General features: G+C 39.4%; 8 protein-coding genes. All 8 read left to right on the top strand.

Annotated features, from left to right (window positions below):
- Positions 1–8 precede the first annotated feature (8 nt).
- The 8 genes from BLV86_RS05665 to BLV86_RS05630 all read left to right on the top strand — a co-directional run bounded on the left by BLV86_RS05665 (position 9) and on the right by BLV86_RS05630 (position 18,263).
- On the top strand, positions 9–590 hold the full coding sequence (locus BLV86_RS05665; protein WP_090815516.1) for a DUF1788 domain-containing protein: 582 nt from the start codon (positions 9–11) through the stop codon (positions 588–590).
- Positions 590–4,138, top strand: a complete 3,549-nt coding sequence (brxC, locus tag BLV86_RS05660; protein ID WP_090815514.1) for a BREX system P-loop protein BrxC — start codon at positions 590–592, stop codon at positions 4,136–4,138. The genes BLV86_RS05665 and brxC overlap by 1 nt, the downstream gene beginning before the upstream one ends.
- Before the next feature lie 13 nt (positions 4,139–4,151).
- Positions 4,152–7,664, top strand: a complete 3,513-nt coding sequence (pglX, locus tag BLV86_RS05655) for a BREX-1 system adenine-specific DNA-methyltransferase PglX (protein ID WP_090815512.1) — start codon at positions 4,152–4,154, stop codon at positions 7,662–7,664.
- A gap of 12 nt (positions 7,665–7,676) precedes the next feature.
- Positions 7,677–10,295 carry a BREX-1 system phosphatase PglZ type A gene (gene pglZ, locus BLV86_RS05650; RefSeq protein ID WP_090815510.1) on the top strand — a complete coding sequence of 873 codons (2,619 nt, stop codon included), beginning with the start codon at positions 7,677–7,679 and terminating at the stop codon, positions 10,293–10,295.
- Positions 10,296–10,319: 24 nt separating this feature from the next.
- Positions 10,320–12,470 (top strand): protease Lon-related BREX system protein BrxL, encoded by a 2,151-nt coding sequence (gene brxL / locus BLV86_RS05645; protein ID WP_090815649.1) that lies wholly within the window; start codon positions 10,320–10,322, stop codon positions 12,468–12,470.
- Entirely contained in the window at positions 12,463–16,065 is a 3,603-nt protein-coding gene (locus BLV86_RS05640) for a hypothetical protein (RefSeq protein ID WP_139297884.1), read from the top strand. The genes brxL and BLV86_RS05640 overlap by 8 nt, the downstream gene beginning before the upstream one ends.
- Entirely contained in the window at positions 16,062–16,289 is a 228-nt protein-coding gene (locus tag BLV86_RS05635) for a hypothetical protein (RefSeq protein ID WP_242873246.1), read from the top strand. Before BLV86_RS05640 ends, BLV86_RS05635 begins: the two co-directional genes overlap by 4 nt.
- Positions 16,290–16,415: 126 nt before the next feature.
- On the top strand, positions 16,416–18,263 hold the full coding sequence (locus tag BLV86_RS05630) for a DUF262 domain-containing protein (RefSeq protein WP_090815506.1): 1,848 nt from the start codon (positions 16,416–16,418) through the stop codon (positions 18,261–18,263).
- Position 18,264 lies beyond the last annotated feature (1 nt).

Genomic DNA, 18,264 nt, shown 5'->3' with positions numbered 1-18,264 from the left:
AGACATTTATGAGCGACATTTTGGAAAGGCTTGATAAACTAAAAGCCAGATTACAGGATGAGGATTTTCTCAAAGGAAATGGTCTCAGCAATGAGGTAAACATACATATTTTCTGTTACGATCCCGCAGATGAAATGGCAGTAAGATACTTTATAGAACAGCTTGCTGTAGATCAGGATGTAAATTGCAATGTTAAAGTGAAAAACTTATATAAGATCTTCCTTAAGCTGTGTACAGATAAGAGACTGATAGACAAGATTCCAGGTTTGGAAAAGAGCAAGGGATCTGAAATATTATTAAAAAATCTCGAGGGAAGAACGGCTTCGGCAAAGAACTTCGTTCAAGAAATCTGCAAGGATGGTTTTTCAGAAGGAGATGTGTTGTTAATAACCGGAGTAGGGGAGGCTTACCCTTTTATAAGATCTCACGATGTCCTTAATGCAATACAACCACAGGATTCAGGGAAGATTCCAATAGTTGTGTTGTATCCGGGGACTTTCGACGGACGCGATGTCAAGTTGTTTAATAGGCTACCCAAGAAGGGATATTATAGGGCATTTAACATAATAGGAATGGAGGAAAAACTGTAATGAGAATTGAACAGATGTTTAAAGATGACATCAATAGAACGATAAATGGCGTAGTACAAGTAGAACAAGAAACAGAGCGAGTTCTTATTCAGGAATTAGATGAATACGTTGTAACAAAGGAATTAAAAAAGCATTTTATCACTCTGTTCAACAAATACAGTGATGCTTTTGATTCAAAGACGAATGATATAGGTGTATGGATATCCGGCTTCTTTGGAAGTGGTAAATCTCATTTCTTGAAGATTCTGTCATATATTCTTGAAAATAAGGAAGTACAGGGAATAAAGACGGTTGAGAGATTCCGTAGCAAATTTGAGGATGATCCGGCTACATTTATGCTGATTGATAAGGCCACAAAGGGTGAGACGGATACCATTCTTTTCAATATTGATATCGAAGGTTCTATTAACAAGGATGCTACAGCAGTCCTTCGTGTATTTGCAAAGATGTTTTATAACCATCTTGGTTTTTATGGCGAAGACCTAAAGGTGGCAAAGCTTGAACAGTTCATCGCAAAGCAGGGCAAGACAGAAGAATTCCGTAAGACATTTGAAGAAATCAATGGGGATACATGGCTCAATACCCGAGAGTCCTTTGCTTTCTTCGAGGATGATGTGGTTGAAACACTTAAGCGTGTACTGGGCATGAGTGAAGAGGCAGCCCGTAACTGGTTCAATGGTACAGAAACAGTTGAAACAAGTATTGCACAGCTTGTATCGGAGATCCGTGACTATGTTAATTCAAAGCCCGATAATTACAGGCTCCTGTTTATGATAGACGAGGTTGGCCAGTATGTAGGTGATAACAGAGATCATCTGCTTAACCTCCAGTCACTTGTAGAGGATATAGGTAATAAGTGCGAGGGTAAAGTCTGGGTAATGTGTACCGGACAGGAAGCACTGGACGAGATTATCAAGACCAGACAGGATGAGTTCTCTCGAATCAGAGCAAGATTTAAGACAACACTCTCACTGTCTTCAACATCTGCAGATGAGGTTATTCAGAAGAGAATCCTTTCCAAGACTCCAGAGGCAGACAAGGAGCTTCAGAAGGTCTATGAGGAGAAAGCATCTGTTCTCAGTAATCTCTTAAAATTCAACAGAGACGATGCACTTCAGGATATCAGAGGGTATGAGTCTCCGCAGGAGTTCTCAAGAGATTTTCCATTTGTACCGTATCAGTTCCTGCTGTTACAGAAAGTGTTTAACGAGATCAGAAAACACGGTAATGCAGGTAAGCATCAGTCTGGTGGAGAGAGATCTATGCTCTCAGGTTTCCAGGAGGCTGCTCAGAAGCTGAAAGAAAAAGATGAAAATGCAATCGCACCATTTTATCTGTTCTATGACACCGTTCATGGATTTTTGGATGGTGCTATTCGACGTGTTATAGAAAGATGCCAGACAGCGGCAGACGAGGACAGAGGCATCAAGCAGCAGGATGTGGCTGTACTTAAGCTCCTATATCTTATCCGCTATGTGGATTCTGATATTAAGTCAACGCTTGATGCAATCGTCATTCTTATGACTGATAACATCAACCTCGATAAAATAAAAATGAGAGAGCAGGTGCGTGAATCTTTAGACCGTCTGCTTAGTCAGAACTATATCGGAAGGAATGGTAATACCTATAATTTCCTTACTGACGAAGAGCAGGATATCGCAAGGGATATCAAGGATACATCCGTAGATACAGCGCAGATCATAGAGAGAATAGGTCATTTGGTATTTGGTGAGATTTATGACAAGAAAAAATACCGCTATCAGATATATGATTTCCCATATGATCAGTATGTAGACGGAACCGCTATCGGCTCTGTGACGGGAGGCATGAAGCTCCAGATATATTCTATTGCAACAGATGATTATGAGAAGCAGGATCTCCGTCTGCAGACCAACTCCAAGGGACAGGCTATCGTAGTCCTTGGTGATGGTAAGTATTATGAGTGCATTGAGAATGCATTAAAGATCAGAAAGTATGTAAAGACAAGGAATATATCACAGCTCCCGAAGTCTGTGCAGGATATCATCCGCACACAGCAGGACGAGGCAACCAAGTACGAAAACGATGCCCTTGACTACATTAAGAGGGCTATCGAGTCTGCTGAATTTTATGTGGATAGTGAACATATTGATATCAAGGGTGGGGATGCCAAGAGTAAGCTGGATCAGGCTTTGGAGTATCTTGTGACCCATGTATATTATGACTTGGATCTGATTGGCGAGAATGCAAATGATGATTCGGATATAGTTACGATACTTACACAGATGCAAAGCTATACTCCCGGTACTCATCCAAACAGTGGAGCTGCTCAGAAGATAGAGGAATATCTTGAAATGCAGGATATGAAACACATCACAACCAAGATGTCCGACATTCAGAGCAGATATCAAGCTATTCCGAGCGGATGGAGAGAGATCGATATAGCTGCGGTTGTAGCCCTGCTTATATATGAGCAGAAAGTTACCATCAAATACGGTGGCATGACCATACAGCCAAATGATCCGAAACTTCCGGATATGCTCCGCAAAAAGAGCGAAGTCGGTAAGACTGAAATTACAAAACGTCATGTGGTAAGCCCTACAAAAATGAAGGAAGCAAGGGAGTTCCTCAGAGATTTCCTCGATGTGATGGATGTCCCGGCTGATGAAGACGGACTCATTGCATTTATCATAGAGAAGTTTACGGATCTGGAAGAACATTATGATTCCCTCAACAAGAAATATGAAGGACGCAAGTATCCTGATCAGAAGCTTGTCTGGGATGCAGTAAGGCTTGTAAAAGACGTGCTTTCACAGAAGAGCGACAATATTGCCCTTATAGATAAGGTCGTAAACAGTGAGGATGCCCTGTATACGATGCAGGACAAACTGAAGAATATAGAAAGTTTCTTCAAAACACAGGTCGCTTTGTTTGACAGTGCAGCAAATTTTGTTGAGAGCATTAAGAACGATCTTGATTATATCGACAGTGATGAAGAAGCTAAACATGCTCTTAACCAGATGCGTCTTATCACAAATATATTTGACGGAAAGACCTATGACTATTCAAGGATTCCTGAGCTGAATGAACTCCAGAGTACGGTTGAGAAGTCTCACAATGCAATGCTCGAAGAAAAGAGAGAGACACTGTATGAGGTAGTACGTTCATGCCTTGAAGAGATTCACAAGAATGCCATGGTAAATGAAAAGACCAAGGCTATCTCTGATAAGGCAGACAGCTTCTACACTCAGAAGAAAGAGCAGATAGCAGCGGAGAAGAGCCTTGCACTTCTTGATGGTGTATCAGTGCCGATGTGGTCATATAAGGATCAGGCAACCATGGCTATTGAAGCTGCTATGGCACCGCAGGTAGAAGAGAAGCCGCCTGTAAAGGGTAGTGATGAAGCTGAATCGCCTAAGAAGGTAATTATAAAAAAGGTGGCAAGACAGCAGATGTTCCCGGCAAAAGTTCTGAAAACAGATGATGAGATTGATGCCTATGTTGAGAATATCCGTAAGCAGATGAAACAGTATTTACAGGGGAGCGATGGTATCCAGATAACCAACTAAAGGAGATGCGCAGATGGATAAGAATGCGATAAAAAAATATGCGGTATGGGCAAGAAGAGAGCTTATAGAAAAGGTCTCTCAGAAAGCTTGGCAATATGGAATAGAGGAAGGAGCGAAACTTGATCCAAAGTTAGATAGCATCAATGGAATCCTTTTGAGTGATGATGAGAAGAAACAGCGTCAGGCTCTTATCCGCAAAATAAATGAAAATGGCTATGCACAGATGATGGAGGAAGTTGCATATACCTGGTTTAACAGATTCATTGCGCTCAGATTCATGGAGGTAAATGGATACTTGCCGAGCCATGTACGTGTATTTACTGATGAAGCAGGAGAATTTAACCCCCAAATCATGTCAGAAGCACTTCATTTGGAACTTGAAGGCTTAGACATGGAAAAGGTGTATGAGCTGAAGAGCGATAACAGGGATGATGAACTTTTTAAGTATCTCCTTATAACTCAGTGCAATGCACTATCTGGAATATTCCCTAAGATGTTTCAGAAAATTGCGGATTATACCGAACTGCTTCTGCCAGATTATCTTCTGCGAGAGGGAAGTGTTATTGAGCAGATGGTTAATCAGAAAGATGGTATTCCCGAAGCGGATTGGCAGGATCAGGTACAGATAATAGGATGGCTGTATCAGTATTACAATACGGAGCCTAAAGATAAGGTTTTTGCTGACCTTAAAAAGAATGTAAAGATAACCAAGGAGACCATTCCGGCAGCTACGCAGTTATTTACGCCGGATTGGATTGTTCATTACATGGTAGAAAACAGCCTTGGTAGATTATGGCTTGAAGGGCATCCGAATGAATCCTTAAAGTCTGAGTGGAAGTATTATCTCGATGAAGCAGAGCAGGAACCTAACGTTCAGAAACAGTTAGAGGAGATACGCAAAGAGCATGCAGGATTAAAGCCAGAGGAGATTAAGTGTATTGATCCGTCTATGGGTTCTGGACATATTTTATGTGTTTTGTTTGACACACTTATAAAAATTTACGAAGACTATGGTTATACTGCAAGAGATGCAGCTGCAAGTATTGTGAAAAACAACCTTTGGGGATTGGATATAGATGAGCGTGCTGCTCAGCTTGCATATTTTGCTGTAATGATGAAGGCGAGGCAGTATGACAGGCGATTCTTTACCCGTGGTATTCAGCCTCATGTTTATGCTATTGAAGAAAGCAATGGTTTGAAATATGACGGTGATTATGGCGATTTTTTGCTTAATAAGAATCAACAAGAGACACTTACATACATGTTTGATGTGTTCAAGGATGCAAAGGAATTCGGCTCAATCCTCAATGTGGAACAAAGAGATTATGATGATTTTATAAACGCATGGAATTTGACAGCAGAGCAGACTATGAGTGATGTTCGCATGATGGGATGGCACATGTATGCAGGCGAAAAGATATCTACGCTTGCAAATCAAGCAAAGGCTTTATCTCAGAAGTATCATGTGGTTGTTACAAATCCACCTTACATGGGCGCCAAAGGTATGCCGGCTACATTAAGTGAATATGTAAAAAAATATTATCCAGACACAAAGTCTGATTTGTTTTCTTGCTTTATAGAAAAGGGCAACCAGTTAATTTGTAACAATGGAATAAATTGTATGGTCACAATGCAGAGCTGGATGTTTATTGCAAGTTATGAAAAAATGAGGAAGTCTATTTTGTCTTCCTTTGATATAACAAACTTAATGCACATGGATAACATGGTTATGGGCATAGCGTTTGGAACTGCGGTCACATGTTTCAGAAAGTCGCACATAACAGGATATAAGGGTACATATAATCATATAAAGTTACAAGATATTGTAAATGAAGAACCAGAAGAGTTTCCGGCAACTGGAAATAGATTTAATCAGATTAGCAGCGATGTATTTTTGGATATCATGGGGTGTCCAATATCATATTGGGCTAATGATGCATATTTGGCTATATGTAAAAGAGGATACACTATTAATTCATTAGCGTCTCCTAAGACGGGAATGACTACTGGTGACAATGACCGTTTCTTAAGACTTTGGCATGAGGTGTCCGCTAGTAAGATGGATATATCCGCAGATAGTGCGGATTCAGCATTGGAGGGTGGTAAGAAATGGTTTCCATATCTTAAGGGCGGCGATTTCCGCAGATGGTATGGGAATAATGATTATGTGATAAACTGGGAAAATGATGGATACGAGATCAAAAACAATATAAAGCCCAATGGTCTGAAGGCAGCCAGTGTAAGAAGCGAACAATTGTATTTTAAACCGCTTATATCATGGTCGGCTGTTACATCTGGTTCATTTGCATGCAGATATAACTATGGAGGGGCATTATTTGATTCTGGGGGCTCTAGTTTATACATAGACAGGTATAGGTTCTACATTTTGGCTTTATTAAACTCTAAAGTAGGACAGTATGCTTTAAGTTTGACTAACCCTACAATTAATTTTCAGCCAGGCGATATTGCTGGTATTCCTTTATGTTTTGAGAACATTGAAATGGTAGAACGAAAGGCTGAGGCATGTGTAAAAATAGCGCAAATAGATTGGGATAGTTTTGAACGTTCATGGAGTTTCAAAGCACATCCATTGGTAATCGATAGGAGTAAAGAAGGTAATAATGTACAGATTAAAGAAAAATCATTGAAGCTATCAGAAATATATAAAACCTGGAGTGAAGAATGCGATGAACGCTTTTATGAACTAAAGAACACAGAAGAAGAATTAAACCGGTTATTTATAGATACCTACGGTTTATGTGATGACGTTTCTTTTGAAGTTGAAGAAAAAAATATAACTGCGACTAAGGCTAATTTACAACGGGATATCAAGGGATTGATTTCCTATGCGGTTGGTTGCATGTTTGGAAGATATTCTCTTGATATGTTTGGGCTGGTATATGCAGGTGGAGATTGGGATATATCAAAATATAATTCATATATTCCTGATAAAGATGCCATCATCCCAATTTGTGATGATGAATATTTTGAAGATGATATTGTTGGTCGCTTCGTAAAATTTGTTGAGGTGGTTTACGGCAGGGATGCACTTGAAGATAATCTTAAGTTCATATCAGAAGCACTTGGGGGAAGTGGTACATCTCGTGAAGTTATTCGTAACTACTTCATAAACGATTTCTTTACTGATCACGTGAAGACGTATCAAAAGAGACCAATATATTGGTTATTTGATTCTGGGAAAAAGAACGGCTTCAAATGTCTTGTATATATGCATCGCTATAAACCTGATACTATTGCACGTATTAGAACTGATTATGTGCATGAGCAACAGGCACGATACAGGACAGCAATCGAAGAAATTGAAAAGAGGATCGATAGTGTATCAAGCTCAGAAAAAGTGAAACTCAATAAGAAATTAAACACTTTAAGAGATCAAGATGAAGAGCTTCATGTTTATGAGGAGAAGATACACCACCTTGCAGATCAGATGATAAGTATTGACCTGGATGATGGAGTGAAGCATAACTACGCATTATTCCAGGATGTTCTCGCAAAAATAAAGTAAAGGACTGAAGACATGGATTTAGCAACAATAAGTCAGGAACTGAATAAGCGTTTTCTTGCTCCGTTGCCGGAGTTTTATAAGAGAAGGATTGTTGTTTGGTATGACGAGGAAAAGGAATTTGAGGATCAGATAGGCGAACTGGAATTGCAGGATGCCAAGGTTCTCTGTGTTACTGGCAATAACTATTTTGAGACAAAGAAAACACTTGCCGTGGATGAACCTAATCAAAATTTCCTTTTGTATAATCCTATGAACTATGAAAAGCCGGAAGATGACTGGTTGATTGATGTGGAGTTATATAGCGAGGAGTTCAGGGCGGATCTCATTTCAATATGGATGGATGAGATGGGAATTCCCTCATCTGTGGCACTTCGTAATCAAGTGAAGAAGTACCGTAAATTCCTTAATGCCAAGACAAGACGTGACGATGTGGTGAAGCTGTCGGATGGACTTGATTCACCTATGAAGTTGCAGCTTGCGGTTATGGCTTCCATCGGTAAGGCACAGAGGACAGATCCGATTTCAATCATCAAGTCTGTATTAAAAGCCGGACTGAATACAGATGACAACTATCTGTATCAGGAATTTGTAAAATACGAAGCGTCTGATTTGTTTTGGAGCATGGCAAATCGTATTACGGGCTATGGTGATGATCATAACCTTGGAAAGTTGGCTGTTCATATTATTCTGACAGCTGCAAGCAGAACCCTTCCCACCGCTGTATTTGACGGTCTTTCTGATTATATGTCACAGAATGGTCAGCTACAGGCATATTGCAGTGACCTGGTATCGGATTGGGTTCATAGCGACGACGCGACTTCATATATGGCAATGGCAGAAAATGTAGAGGAGGAGATGCATCTTGTAAAGAGATTATCAAAGCAGAGTGCATCAGAACTTGCAGACACAGAGATTTTACCGTCTATTAACAAGATTATTTTGACAAAAATAATGACGGACATTAAGAACGAAATTGTAGAGCCGGATAAGATATATTCCATAGCAGAAAAGCGCAGGGCATCTGCATGGTTTTCCGGGTATAAGGATTATTATGATGGCATTTTAGCTCTTGCAAAGATGGAGGATTTCTTTAAGGAAAATGCGGCCGGATTCCATATTGTTGGAGCTAAGAATATATGGAAGGCATATACAACTGATTATTACAAGATGGATACCTATTATCGGCAGTTCCATATGAGCTATGAGAACAGCAAGAAATCCTATGGTGGGGATCTTCAGGATCTGTTTACAGCGGTATGCGATAAGGTTGAGCGTCTTTATACAAATTGGTTCCTGGATGGCCTCGGACATAACTGGTCTGAACAGGCTGCGGCAGAGCTTGCAGAAAAAGGATATATCGATGAAATAGATCGACAGGAAAAGTTCTACAATAAGAAGATAAAGAATGCCGATAATAAGGTTTACGTTATCATATCGGATGCGTTGAGATATGAAGTGGCCGCATCATTACAGGAAGAACTGAGCCGTGAGATGCAGGGCAAGGTTAATCTTTCAAGTATGCAGGGCATATTCCCTACAGAGACCAAGTTTGGAATGGCAGCGCTTTTGCCGCATAACGAACTGACGGTAGAGATTAAGGAAAATGATGCCGGAAAGAAGATACTTAAGGTGTTGGCAGATGGTCAGTCATCTGACAGCGTGAACAGAGAGAATCTTTTGAAAGCTTCTAATCCTGAAAGCGTTGCTGTTAAAGCAAAGGATCTGATGGCAGTAAGCCGTGCAGAACGTTCGGAGCTTGTGAAGGGTAAGGATGTCGTTTACATTTATCATGACACTATTGATGAAACCAGCCATACGTCGGAGACAAAGGTATTTAATGCTTGTGAAGAAACGATAGAAGAGATCATTACGCTTGTAAGAACTATAGTGAATGATTTTGGCGGTATCAATATCATGATCACTTCGGATCATGGATTCTTATATACATACAGTCCGCTGACCGAGGAATCAAAAACAGAAAAATCCGAATTTGTTCATAGGATAGTAGAGTATGCAAGACGATTCGCCATTCTTACAAAGGGAGACGATCCGGAATATCTGCTTCCTGTAAAATTCATGGATGGCAAGACAGATTATTATGGGTATGCTCCGAGAGGGGATATCCGCATTAAGACAAGTGCCGGATCGGGTATGAACTTTGTTCACGGTGGTGTGAGCTTGCAGGAAATGTGCGTGCCGTTAATTGAGTATAAACATTTACGTAACAGCTCCAAGGAGTATCAGAAGAATAAGGATAAGTATGATACGAAGCCTGTTGAGGTAATGCTTTTATCTGCAAACCATAAACTTACAAACATGATCTTCTCTTTGAACTTCTACCAGAAGGATGCGGTAGGAAGCAACAGGGAGAAGGCTGTTTATGATGCTTACTTTGTGGATTCGAGCGGAAAGAAGATTTCTGATGTGCAAAAGATATTTGCGGATAAGATCGGGGCTGATGCTCAGGATAGAACATTCAGGTGCAATTTCAGCCTGAAGTCACAGGCATATGACAGCAAGGAAACCTATTATCTGATCATAGAGCAGGTGGATAGTACAGATCTTCCGCAGAGAATAGAGTTCCAGATCGATATTGCGTTTGCGGCAGATGATTTTGGATTTTTTAGCTAAGGAGACGGTGTAGTTATGGATTACATGGATGGGTTTAACGGGCAGAATCAAAATGAAGAGAAGGATTCTGATGTTGCTACAGCAGGTAGCCGAGAAGAACTGAATAAAAAGCTTCGCCAGATATTTGATGGGAAGATTGTCCGTAAAGACCTGACAAAGCATATCAAAGAGGGGGCAAATGTCCCTATCTATGTTTTGGAATATCTGCTGGGACAATACTGCAATTCTGATGATGAAGCAATCATTGAGCGCGGAGTAGAAACAGTAAAGAGTATCCTTGCCAATAATTATGTGAGACCGGATGAGGCACAGAAAGTTCTTTCTGTGCTTCGTAAGAAGGGATCCCATACGGTAATAGATCTTATCACTGTTGAGCTTAACATGAAGTATGATGAGTACGAGGCTACATTCTCGAATCTTGGTCTTACAAGGATTCCTATTTCAGAAGACTACCCGGAGCAGTATGATAGACTGCTCTGCGGTGGTATTTGGTGCATCGTCCAGCTTGAATATGGGGCTGAAGATGATGACTTTGGCGAAGTGGATGATTATGGCGCTGAACAGCGACAGAAGAAATCAAAGCAGAAAAATGATACACCGGTTTCAATAACGAAGCTAACGCCGATTCAGATGCCGAATGTGGATCTAAATCAGCTGAAAGAGGGAAGAAAAGCATTCTCTAAGGAAGAGTGGATAGATGTAATGCTTCGTTCCACCGGTATGGAGCCGGATGAGCTGACATATCGTGAAAAGTGGTTGCTGCTTACCCGTATGCTTCCATTGGTAGAGAATAACTTTAACCTTTGTGAGCTGGGACCACGATCCACGGGTAAATCTCATCTTTATAAAGAAATATCTCCGAACAGTATCCTTGTTTCCGGCGGTCAAACCACGGTTGCAAATCTGTTTTATAACATGAGCAGAAGAACGATGGGTCTGGTCGGATTATGGGATGTTGTGGCTTTTGATGAGGTTGCCGGTATCAATTTCAAGGACAAAGACGGCATTCAGATCATGAAAGATTATATGGCATCCGGATCTTTTGCCAGAGGTAAAGAAGAGAAGGCTGCTTCCGCATCAATGGTATTCGTAGGCAACATCAATCAGAGTGTGGATGTGCTTTTGAAGACTTCCAGCTTGTTTGATCCATTCCCGCCTGAGATGGGAACCGATACAGCATTTCTTGACAGAATGCACTGTTACAATCCGGGCTGGGAGATTCCGAAGTTTAGACCGGAGCATTTTACAAATGATTATGGATTTATCACTGATTATCTTGCAGGTTTCATCCGCGAGCTTCGCAAGGTTCAGTTTGGCGACGCAATAGATAAGTATTTCAGGCTCGGTAAGAACCTGAATCAGCGTGATACCATTGCTGTCCGCAGGATGGTGGATGGATATCTGAAGCTTCTGTATCCGAATGGAGAGTTTGGAAAAGAAGAAGTGGCAGAGGTATTGGAGATATCTTTGGAAATGAGACGACGTGTCAAAGAGCAGCTTAAAAAGCTCGGAGGCATGGAGTTTTATGATGTCAATTTCTCATACATTGATATGGAGGATATGGGAGAGCATTATGTTTCCGTTCCTGAGCAGGGTGGCGGCAAGCTGATCCCTGAGGGTATGTGCAATCCCGGACAGGTCTATACGATATCGCACGGTAAGTCCGACATGATCGGTGTGTTCCGTTTGGAATCTCAGATGCTTCCCGGAAATGGTAAGTTCGATAGGACTGGTCTTGGAAGCGATAGGGAATGCAAAGAAGCTGTGGATACAGCGTTTAATTTCCTGAAGGCAAACGGAAACCGGATCAGCGGATCTCTGGCTACGATGAACAAGGATTTTGTGATCAATTATCAGGATCTGCAGGGTATAGGGATGACAAAGAAACTTGCACTACCTACGCTTATTGCATTGTGCTCTATTGCTCTTGGAAGACCGGTGCAGAGCTCTATGGCTGTTATAGGTGATTTCAGCATAGGCGGAACGATCATGAAAGCGGATAATCTTGCAAGTACATTGCAGGTGTGCCTTGATAGCGGTGCGAAGAAGATATTATTGCCTCAGACATCGGCGGTTGACCTCGGAACAGTACCAGCAGAGCTCATGAGTAGCTTCAGCCTTGTGTTCTATCAGAGTGCCGAAGACGCGGTGTTTAAGGCGCTGGGGGTTGAGTAAAGAGGTGAGAAAAGTGATTGCGGAGCTGATATCTGCCATATTGGAAAATTTCATATATGACATTACTAGCTCTGGAATTAAGAGTTGGTTTGATAAAAGACGTCAAAAGAAATTTCTTAAGAATCTCAGGAAAGAAATTGATGAATTTTGTAGTAGAAATGAAAGCATTTATATTGATTCAAGCGCTTTCGAATATTTTTTAAGAAACAAGAGATTCATTGAAAAAGTCATTGAGAGGGCAATAGCCACTAAGCTAGAGAATAGTAATAAAGAGTTTCTAAAGATTGAAATTAAGAAAGCGCGTGATATAGCTAAAGCTGAAGAAATAGGATTCTCAAATGATGAGGAACGGATTATTAAGGATCTGTTCCATATTATTGATGAACGAGTTGGGAGTTATTATAGGGAAAAACTGTCAGTTGAACAGCGACATATGGTATCTGTTTGTCTTGATAAATTATCATTGTTACAGGAATCAGTAAACATTGGACTTAAAAATGACCAAAAGATACTTGAAGCGATAAATTCGAATAAGAATTTAACCGATGCGGAGGCTGTTATAATAGCAGATTTACTTTCAAAGGGACTTCGTGAAGGACGATTTGAAGAGTTTGATAATTTGGCTATGGTCGTAAAAGGAAAATCAAACGATCTTGCTATTTTTCAGGATTGTTTAACACAAATAATCCAAGCAGATAATTGTGCAGATGCTATAAAACGACTAGCTGATGTTCATAATGCACAAGTTCGGGATAATGCCATCAGAATTGCTTTGCCGGTGCTTTTGTTTAGAAGAGAAAAGATTGAAGGCCTTTCAAACCTTGCCTCTGCGGGGGCTCTTAGAGAGCTGGCATCATGTCTCGAAAAAAATGAAATAAATGGAATTTTGTCAGAAACAGTTACAATTGATTCAGGATTAGAGATACATAATTTTGAAGTTAATAAAAAATTGGCTTTCGAAGAAGAGTGGCTGACAAAACAGATTGCAGTACAGGTTTTGCATGGCAAGAAAATACGTAATATATACTCCGCAATGGAGGAAATTGAGAAAAATAACAATTCTTGGCTGACGGAAGTCTTAATAGCAGATAGAAAAATCGAAAAGTATATCGATGAAGTTGAATCCGAGGATGGCAACGCAAGACTTGAAGCTATATTGAATTCATTATTGCAGAAAAGAGATATTTATGATCGGATGGGTCGTGATATACGAGCATTTTATTATTCTGTTATTGCAAAAATACATCTAATCTTGGGCAGATGCGATGAAGCAGAGAAACTGCTTCCAGAGGACTTGTTGGTTTATACACCGCTTTCTGATTATGTTATTGCAATTAAGAATGAGAAGCAGGAAATTGATATTAATGAAATATATGAGTACGCTGTTAAGAATGATACATATTGGCTAATAAACAACTATTTTGTTGCAAAAAAAAATGAGAACGAGCTGATCTTATTCTGTAGAAAACATGAGGAGGTTTTAGACAAAGATATTTCTCTCTTTTTTATGTATATAAGTGCGCTTAGTATCGCCAATCTTAATGAGGAAAAAGAGAAGCAACTAAAAAAGTATTCAAATAGATTACAGCATACATATGAATACTGGACGGAAATATTTACAATAGATGCTTCAGAGGATATGAAGCAATTATTTATTGAGGCGTGCCGTGATGGAAAAATGAGTGGACTATTTGCTGGTTCAGAATATCGCATTATAGAAAGGCTGCTTCATTTTGGGGAATATGATATTGCTGAAATATATCTAAGAAAACACGAAAAGTGTGGTGAGAACAATTTTAGAATAAAAAAATACAATGCCATTATTCAACAGGGGAAGAAGAATGATGTAGAAGCAATAAAATGGTTCAAAGCTTCATTTGCAGAAAACCCAAGAGATATTTATGTAATAGATTCTCTTATTACATTGTCGTTGATGAATAAACGGAACATAGATAAAACGGTTATTGATGCGGCAATAAATGCGGATACTTCGCGACTTCACATGCTTGTTGCGGTGTGGTACTTATCGGAGGGTGATGTAACTAAAGCTAAGAATGAAAATATAAGATCTATTCTAATGTCAGAAGAGGGATATAATCCTGCATTCGGTCAATTCCTTTCAATAAAGACTCGTTCTGATAATAACGATGTCATTAGAATAAGCGGAATAGAAGGTGGTACTGCAGCATATTGTAAGGACAGTAATGGATTGTCGCGTTGGTTGTGTATATACAAGGATAATATTCTTCCGAGTTCTCCACATATTTGGAATGGTGACTATCATATTCATGTAGAAGATGCTGCGGGAATGGGATTTTTAAGGAAGCACAAGGGCGATCATATTGATATCGAGGGAGTAGATTATGAAGTACTGGATATCATACCTATTGACGCTTATCTTTTTAGAACATGTACCTCAAAAATGACGCAAACTGGTTTTGCAAAAGAAATCTCAATTCCTTCAAAAAATGGAAAAATGGATATTTCCGCTTTCAATGATTGGATCATTAATAATACACCGGATGAAAGAGAGACTTATAATTGGCTTGATCAATATAACAATATTCAAGACGTTCCTATGCCCTTGTTTGCATATAAGCGATTTACGAGGCTTACATATGTACAATTCGTTGATCAGATTCTAATGTCACAGGGAATATTTGTGAGGGAATTATTTCAGCAATCGCAACAGGCCAAAAAATACGTCATTTCATTTTCGGCACTTGTTGCCTTGTATAAGATAGGCTTCCCTGCTGAACAGATAGTAAACGCTGGCGGATTCATTATGGAATCAACTTTATTACAAGTAGAATCAGATGTATCAGAAATCATTAAGGAATATGATCGAGATACAGTGGCATCCCTTGGCGTTATTGATGGGAAAATCTTTTATAATCAAGTTGATGATGTGGGAAAGGATTTCTGGCTAAAAGAGGCAGGTTCGTTAAAAAGATATTGTGAAGCTATACCAACGGTCAATAGTGAAAATGACTTATCCGGACCGTTTTTTGGTGGATTCGAAAGTAAGGAGCTTCTAGGAATTTGTGATTATGATGCAATATCGTTCGTCATGCACAACATGGAATATTCATTAATAACGATTGAAGCGATGATATATTCAATGTCGATGAATGATGAAGTAAAGCTTAAGGTGACATCTATTCCAGACTGGTTTGTTAATCTGAATATTGACGCTTCTAAGTTGATATCATACATTAAGAAACTTTTGAGTCTGGGATGCTTAATGTCAATAACAAAAGAAGTAATAGAGCTACTTTCGGAAATTATAAAGAAATCTGATGAAGCTACAAAAAATAAAATATACTCCGATTGGGACAACATGCTCTCTTCAATTGATAATTTTCCAGAAAAATACAGGATTGTTGCTATTCAGGCTATTTCAGAGGTGTTTGGGTTATTTGGAGATAGGGCAATGGATATTGATAAGGAGTTGACACACATTCTCGTGAAGAACATGTTGATGCTTAGAAAACAAAAAATAGAGATGTTCATAGATGAAAGCGGTCAACTATTAGTTTCGTTAGTAGATATTAGCCCGGATGATCAGATTGCAGAAATAAAGGATCAAAAATGAATTATCCAGTTATAACACTTTGCGGTAGCACAAGATTTAAGGATGAATTTATAGAGGCTCAGAAGAGACTGACACTTGAAATCAGCGTAGGTCTGTTCGGACATTCCGGAGATCAGGAAGTTTGCGATGGGATGGAATGGATGAAGGCACTCTCTCAAAAACGAAAGAGATGCTGGATGACATGCACAAACGAAAGATCGATATGGCAGATTCTATTTATGTGATAAATGTCGGTGGATATATCAGAGAGAGTACGAGATCTGAGATCGAATATGCAAAAGCACATGGTAAAGGGATTGCTTATCTGGAAGAGCAATAATCCTTAAAATAATTTATAAAGGAGAAGTGAAATGGCAAAGAACATTGAACCGAAACTCAGAAAGATAGGCGACTATCTGCAGTTAGAGGATGATACAGTTTTTATAATCCCGGAATACCAGCGTCCGTATTCATGGGGTACTGATCATTGTGATAAATTATGGCAGGACATAGAGGACTTTATTGCGAGTGACAGCAAGGATAGATATTTCTTTGGAACCATAATTATCAACTGTCAGGACAATGATACTAAGTTCGGTCTGATCGATGGACAGCAGAGAACCACAACATTTCTTCTCCTTCTGAAGGCATTGCTTGTTAGGATTAATGTGGCTATAGGTAAGACCGAAGGAGATGAGGATTCTGAAAATCTTTGCAGAGGTTTGAAGGAACGTCGAAGAAGAATAATGGGAATCCTTTACAAGGCTGAGACGGAAGATATTCCTGATAAGCCGGATATCAAACGCGATACTGAGATATGCAGTGGCATTTCTATTCTTGAAAACTATTCTATAAATGAGCATTACAAGACCGAGCTTAATACTATTCTGCAATCTGTGGATTATGTAGAAGCAGAATCCAAGGTTATAAAAATACCGAGAAAACAGAAGGACAATAGATATACGAATTTCTTCCGGAACTTCAAGTATTTCTACGAGATGATAGATTCGTTATCTGAATCCGAATTGAATAAAATGGCAAAGGCTGTTACCGACAGTTGTGAAGTAATTGAAATCAAGAGCTGGCAGGTTGAGCAGGCCATTACAATGTTCAATTCATTGAATTCAGATGGACTTCCTCTTTATGATGCGGATATTATATCTGCTCAGCTATATGCGGAGGCTGAGAAACAGGGATCTGTTGATAAGTTTAAAGTATTATGGAAAGAGCTTCTTGATACAATCGAAGAATTGAAAGAAGCGGGGATTGCTAATATTGATTCCATCCTTATGCAGCAGATGTATTATGTCAGGACGGTTAAGAAGGAGACCGTAAGTGATACCGGATCTATCAATGTTACTACGCCTGGTTTAAGAAGATATTTTACAGAGATTAATAAGGATCTGTTGAATCATCCTATAGAACTGTGTGAGGGGATGATAAATCTCTCAAAGATATGGCTGAAAATATCAAACTATCCAATCGCACAGGTGCTATTCAAGTTTAATGAAAATACGAAGCTGTTCCTGGCAAGCTTTTTCTATCGATTCAAAGAGGAAGATGTTACAGAAGAATCTGTGAAGACAATTCTGGAAAGTGTTTTGAGACTGTTTACCATTATGGAGGTTGTTGATATAGGATATTCCAGCAGCAATTTCAAAACATTCCTTTTTGGTGAAGAGGTTAAATTTGTAGATCCGACCATCAGCGTCGAAGAAATAAAAGCTGACTTTGACAAGCATATCAGCGAGAAATGGAGCAGAGACGCTATTAAGGCGGCAATAAAAGATTATGACAAGCATATGCTGGTATATCTTAATGAATTCCTGTTTGCAAAAGAGAAGGGATTAGATTTCAGCATCGGCGCAAAGTATGATATCGAACACATAATGCCATATAGTGGGAAGAATCTTTCTGAGATCCGAAAAGATGCGGATATTGAGAGCGAAGAAGAGTTCAGAAACATTGTAAATAAGCTTGGAAACAAGATCCTGCTTGAAGAAAAAATAAACAGATCCATCGGCAATGAATGGTTCAGAACTAAAATATCCACAAGACTTGGTAATAGAACTGGGTATATTGATAGTAAATATCCAATTGCGTCTACATTAGTAGCTGACTATAAAAATGTTAATAAGCCTTATTGGAAGAAGGAAGATATAATTACGGCTACCGAAGCAGCTTCTGAACGTATTGTTAAGTTTATTTTTGGATTTTGAT

Origin of the sequence: Oribacterium sp. KHPX15 (genome assembly GCF_900107835.1) — a bacterium.
Lineage (GTDB): Bacteria > Bacillota > Clostridia > Lachnospirales > Lachnospiraceae > Oribacterium.
Note: the sequence above shows the minus strand (reverse complement) of the source record. Positions and strands in the feature narration are given on the sequence as shown.